This window comes from Olleya aquimaris (assembly GCF_003259525.1).
Lineage (GTDB): Bacteria > Bacteroidota > Bacteroidia > Flavobacteriales > Flavobacteriaceae > Olleya > Olleya aquimaris.
Genome location: NZ_QLLO01000010.1, coordinates 114199 through 120279, shown reverse-complemented (window position 1 = coordinate 120279; position 6081 = coordinate 114199). Strand labels below are relative to the sequence as shown.

Here is a 6081-nt window from a genome sequence, read left to right as displayed (position 1 = left end):
ACAGAAGCATCATAATTACAAGAAGCATCTGTGAAAATTTCTATATCTGCAGGCGCAGTAAAAGTAGGAGGAGTATTATCCGAAACTGTAATAGTTTGAGTCTGAGTAGGAGCAGCATTACCACAATCGTCTACTAAAGACCAAGTACGCGTAATAACAAAAGTGCCTTCACAACTACCAGCAACTACGCTATCAGAAAAAGTAGCATTTAAACCAGTAGAGCAGTTATCAGTTTCGTTAGTTACATCTCCAGTTTGCGCAACAGAAGCATCATAATTACAAGAAGCATCTGTGAAAATTTCTATATCTGCAGGTGCAGTAAAAGTTGGAGGAGTTGTATCTGTTACAGTAATAATTTGAACATAATTGGCTATTGTTCGCCCACAAGCATCAGTAAAATTCCAAGTGTTAGTATATGTTCCATTAGATGGACACTGAGCATCTTGAACAAAAGGTCCTGATGTTTTAATTGGTGTAAGACCAACACATGAAGGAACTGGAACTAATGATTGCGCATTAGTTAAAGCTGTGCTATCGTCACAACTTACAGTTCTATCTAAATCTCCAGCTTGAGTAATCCAAGTTGCAGGTGCAGGTTCATTTACTGTTACAGTTGCGCTCATATTATTTCCTACTCCACAACTATCGGTATCTGTAGAACTAACACTATTAAATCCTTTAATATTAAGGTTTCCGTTATAACTAGCAGAAAGTGAAGAGCTTAATATGTCAGAACAGGTATTAGTTAAATAGTAACAATTATCATTAATTGTAGTATCATAATTAATAATTAAATTTTCTCCAGCATCTAATACACCATTAGCTACTGTAAATGTTAAAGCTCGAGTTGTTGTATTATAAGTGTATGTTACTCCGGTAGGTAAACCAGTTATAGGAGTTACTAATTCTGAACCAATAGGAATAATAGTAGATAACACTACATTAGTGGCATCATCATTTCCTGTATTGGTTACAGAAGCAGTATAAGTTGCTATTTGTGTTGTGTTTGTTGGTGTAACCGATGTTGGTGTTACCGTAAATAATGATTCTAATTTAGGTTGATAAACTTCTACAGCTAATCCAAATAAATATAAACCATAAGTTTCTTGATTAGATGTTAATCTAAATGTCGCAGAAGTTTGATTATTATTAATTAAGTTGTTGTTAGTATTTGTAAGCGGAAACACTGCAGCGTCAAATCCTAAAGTATTAGTACTAGCAGGAACTCTGTTTGTAAAATTTACACCATTAGTTGTAATCCTACTATTAAAAAAATTATCTGAAGCTCGTAATGTAGTTGTTAGATTGGTATAATTGTTATTAGAATCTAAAATTTGAAAACTATCTCCATTTAATACTCTATCTCCTTCTAACGCACCAAAAGTAACATTTGCTTTAACAGGACCATTTGGAACAGTTTGAAATCCAGTGATACTAAAATCAAAATTATTTACAGTTTGAGATACATTTACATAACCGTCAAATAATGTGATATTTTTATTATTTAAATCAGGACTTTTATAGACGAATACTATTTGCCATCCTCCAGAGGTTCCTGTGTTAGTTCCAGTATGATTTACTAAAAATCCAATTTTTCCTTCTACATTCGCTACTTGATAGACACCAAAAGGATTAGATAAGCTATTGACACTACTTGTAATATCTTTTACACATACATAAGGGTCAAATCCAAAATGCGGAGTTTCGTCTCTTCCTCTATAAATTACTTCATCTGCAGTTATAGTACTATAACTTGTTTGCCCAGGCAATCTTAATTTAACGTTGTTGTAATTCCAATTTGGTTGGTTGTCTGTTTCAACACCGTTAACATCCAATCCTTTATCGGCAGCTGCCCAATAAAGTAATACCTTATCAATTTCTAAACAAGAGGCGTTAGGAGCAGGATTTACTAAAGTAGCATTGCTTGAATTAAATGTTGACGTATCAGAATCGATGTCTACATACACATTATCAACAAAATCATGATTGTCCGCAGCAGCAGTATAACTACCAGTTGCAGTTCTAGAAATTGTATTATTAGCAATAATAGTAATATCACCATTTATAGTAGAATTATAACGTGGTGTAAAAGACTTTTTTATTTGTGCTTGTATGCTGAAGCCAATTAATAAAAGTATTACTAAAAGTAATTTTTGTTTAGTATTCGTTTTCAATAGTTTCAAAACTTATATAATTTAATACTGTTTATTTAAAAATCAAATAAAATACAAGCACTAAATCCCAGACCATTAATTGGTTGGGTTTTCGGAAATGAATAAAGAGAATTGAATATTCTCATAACATAAACTTCTTTACTGCTTAATATTTTATATTTTTAACTAATCATTACAGCCAAAATATGCTACAGCTTAAGGGAAATTAACCACATAGTGGTAATCGTAGGTATGTTGCATTATTTTAGATTCAAGGGGAAAATTAATTAATAGCTTAACAAAAGAAAGAGGATTTAAGCTTCAAATCAAAAAAAAGTGTTATAGCACCTATAAAACCGATAAAAGGTATTTGAAAAAAATTTAATCGTATAAAAATGTATTTAATCGACTGACATGAGTAAAGTTATACAGTTTGTAAGACATGGTAAATCTTCTTGGGAATTTGATGTTCCAGACCATGATAGACCACTAAAAAAAAGAGGAATTAATGACGCAAAATTAGTTTGTAATCACCTAAAAACTAATTTATTATATCCAGATATAATTTTTAGTAGTACGGCAAATAGAGCAAAAACAACAGCTAAGTTGTTTATCGATAATTTAAAGCTAAATTCTACCCAATTTCTACTAAAAAAAGAGCTTTATGATTTTTCTGGAGAAGCTGTTTTAAAATTTATAAAATCTTGTGACGACTCTATCAATAATTTAATGATTTTTGGACACAATTATGCCTTAACCAACTTATGTAATTCTCTTGGAAACATTAATATTGACAATGTAACGACCTCTGGATTTGTTCAAATAGAATTTGAAACAGATTCGTGGAAAACCATTAAAAATGGAACGACTACAAAAATTGTCTTTCCAAAACATTTAAAATAGTTTTACTAATAGATATATTTGTAATTAAATCTATACAATAAATGACTAATCATATAATTGATAATAAATATATTAATAGAGAGCTAAGTTGGTTACAATTTAATCATCGAGTGCTTCAAGAAGCAGCAGACGAAACGGTTCCATTAATAGAACGACTAAGGTTTTTAGGAATTTACTCTAACAATTTAGACGAGTTTTTTAAAGTAAGATATGCTACCGTTCAACGTATAAATTTTGCAGGTAAAGAAGGTAAAAGCCAACTTGGTGGTATAAAAGCTTCAAAATTACTGGATATTATAACAAATACAGTAATTAAACATCAAACTGAAAGTTTAAAGATATTAGGTCATATTCAAAAACAGTTAGAGACTGAAAATATTTTTATACTTAGAGAAAATAAAGTTTCAAAATCTCAAAAAGCCTTTCTTAAACGGTACTTTCTTGAAAAAGTAAGCCCAGCTTTAGTAACCATAATTTTAAATACAGATTTAAAACTTCCTAACCTTAAAGATGATGCAGCATATTTAGCGGTTAACATGAAATTGAAAGATGAAACTAATCAATATGCATTGATTGAGATTTCTAAAAATATGGATCGTTTTATTGTATTACCTAAAGAAGGCGATAAAGACAATGTCATTATTTTAGATGACTTACTACGTCTGTTTTTAGATGATATTTTCAATATTTTTGAATACACAAAAATTACAGCACACATGATTAAAATCACTAAAGATGCAGAGCTAGATCTAGATAGTGATTTAACTAAAAGTTTCATGGAGAAAATTAGCGATAGTGTTAAAGAACGTGAAGATGCAGAGCCTGTAAGATTTGTTTACGATAAAACTATTGACAAGTCTACTTTAGAGTTTTTAATGGAAAAGCTTAATATTGATAATACAGATAGTATTATTCCTGGTGGACGATACCATAATCGAAGAGATTATATGGATTTTCCTAGTTTAGGTAGAACAGATTTATTGTATGACAAAATAATACCATTACAAGTTAAAGGGTTATCCTTAGAAGGCAGTATTTTTGAAGCTATTGCTAAAAAAGATTACTTACAATATGCACCTTACCACACTTTTGCTTACGTGGTTAAGTTTTTACGCGAAGCTGCTCTAGATCCTAAGGTTAAAACTATAAAAATTACTATTTACAGATTGGCTCAAATTTCTCAAGTGGCAAGTTCATTGATAAATGCGGCTAAAAATGGTAAAAAAGTAATTGTTTCTATGGAAATCCAAGCCCGTTTTGATGAACAAGCCAATATTACCTATGCAGAACAAATGCAACGTGAAGGTGTACAATTAATATTTGGTGTACAAGGATTAAAAGTGCATAGCAAAATGTGTGTTATAGAGCGTGAAGAAGGAAAAAAATTAAAACGCTACGGGTTTATAAGCACAGGTAATTTTAACGAGTCTACTGCTAAAATCTATACAGATTACACATTATTTACTGCTAATTCTAAAATCTTAAAAGACATCAATAAAGTCTTCAATTTTTTTGAAGTAAATTATAAGATATATAGATATAAGCATATTATTACTTCGCCTCATTACACTAAAAACAAATTTTTTCAGCTTATTGATCAAGAAATTCAGAATAAAAAAGACGGTAAGCCAGCTTATATGAAGCTAAAAATGAATAGCTTAACTAGTTATCAAATGATTGATAAACTATACGAAGCTAGTCAAGCAGGAGTAAAAATAGACATGGTTGTAAGAGGCATTTGTTGTTTAGTACCAGGCGTTAAAGGGGTAAGTGAAAATATTGAAGTTATTAGTATTGTAGATAAATTTTTAGAACATACTAGATTGTATATTTTCTGTAACGATAATGACCCTAAAGTGTTTATTTCTTCTGCAGATTGGATGACTAGAAATATTGAAAATAGAGTAGAGGTTACTTGTCCAATTTATGATGATGCTATTAAATTAGAGTTAATAGATACGTTTGACATTTGCTGGAAGGATAACCTTAAAGCAAGACTATTAAATAAAGCACAAAATAACACCTATAAACAAAACGATAAACCAAAATTTAGAGCACAATTTGAAGCTTATAATTATTTAAAAAATAAATTAGATGCTTAAAATTCAAAAATATGCAGCTATAGATATAGGTTCTAATGCAGTTAGACTACTAATTTCTAATATTGTAGAAGAAAAGGATAAGCCCACACGGTTTAAAAAAAGCTCGTTGGTAAGGGTGCCTATTAGACTTGGTGCAGATGTTTTTATTACAGAAGTCATTTCAGAAAATAACATTAAACGTATGTTAGATACTATGTTGGCTTTTAAATTACTAATGCAGTCCCATGGAGTAGTAAAGTACAAGGCTTGTGCAACATCTGCAATGCGTGAAGCTAATAATGGAAAAGAAATAGCAAAGCTCATCAAGAAAAAAACTGGTTTGCAAATAGATATTATAGAAGGCGAAGAAGAAGCTGCTATTATTGCTGCAACCGATTTAAATACTTTTATTGATGTAAATAAAACCTATTTGTATGTAGATGTTGGAGGAGGTAGTACAGAATTTTCTATTATAACTAATGGAGAAAAAGTATCATCAAAGTCTTTTAAAATTGGAACCGTCCGATTATTAAATGATATGGTTAAAAAAGAAGCTTGGTTAGATCTAGAACACTGGATTAAAACACAAACTGAAACATACGAAAAGATTGATGTTTTAGGGTCTGGTGGTAACATTAATAAAATATTTAAAGTGTCAGGTAAAGCGTTAGGTAAACCCTTATCTTACTTTTATTTAACTACATATTACAATATGTTACAGACTTATTCTTATGAAGAGCGAATTTCTATACTAGATTTAAATCAAGATAGAGCAGATGTAATTATACCTGCAACTAGAATATACCTTTCTGCAATGAAGTGGTCTGGCGCTAAAGACATTTACGTCCCAAAAATTGGATTGGCAGATGGGATTATAAAAAGTATGTATAATGAAACAGTATCAAGCCATACAAAGTTAAAATAATACACTTTATCTGTTTATT

Annotated in this window: 3 protein-coding genes and 1 pseudogene; 3 read left to right on the top strand and 1 reads right to left on the bottom strand. The window is 30.4% G+C overall.

Annotation, left to right across the window (positions count from 1 at the left end):
* Positions 1-2174 (bottom strand): annotated as a pseudogene (locus tag LY08_RS12615) (hypothetical protein); the annotation flags it as partial.
* A 393-nt stretch (positions 2175-2567) separates the two neighbouring features.
* Between LY08_RS12615 and LY08_RS12610 the strand changes: the two are divergent.
* The 3 genes from LY08_RS12610 to LY08_RS12600 are packed head-to-tail and all read left to right on the top strand — an operon-like array spanning position 2568 to position 6062.
* The gene (locus LY08_RS12610) at positions 2568-3056 is read left to right on the top strand and encodes a SixA phosphatase family protein (protein ID WP_111660810.1); all 489 of its coding nucleotides are present in this window, start codon (positions 2568-2570) and stop codon (positions 3054-3056) included.
* A 41-nt stretch (positions 3057-3097) separates the two neighbouring features.
* Entirely contained in the window at positions 3098-5158 is a 2061-nt protein-coding gene (gene ppk1 / locus LY08_RS12605; protein WP_111660809.1) for a polyphosphate kinase 1, read from the top strand.
* Entirely contained in the window at positions 5151-6062 is a 912-nt protein-coding gene (locus tag LY08_RS12600; RefSeq protein WP_111660808.1) for a Ppx/GppA phosphatase family protein, read from the top strand. The genes ppk1 and LY08_RS12600 overlap by 8 nt, the downstream gene beginning before the upstream one ends.
* Positions 6063-6081 lie beyond the last annotated feature (19 nt).

Coding starts and splice junctions, on each gene's coding strand:
- LY08_RS12610 (WP_111660810.1), top strand. CDS start 2,568: ATGAGTAAAGTTATACAGTTTGTAAGACATGGTAAATCTTCTTGGGAA.
- ppk1 (WP_111660809.1), top strand. CDS start 3,098: ATGACTAATCATATAATTGATAATAAATATATTAATAGAGAGCTAAGT.
- LY08_RS12600 (WP_111660808.1), top strand. CDS start 5,151: ATGCTTAAAATTCAAAAATATGCAGCTATAGATATAGGTTCTAATGCA.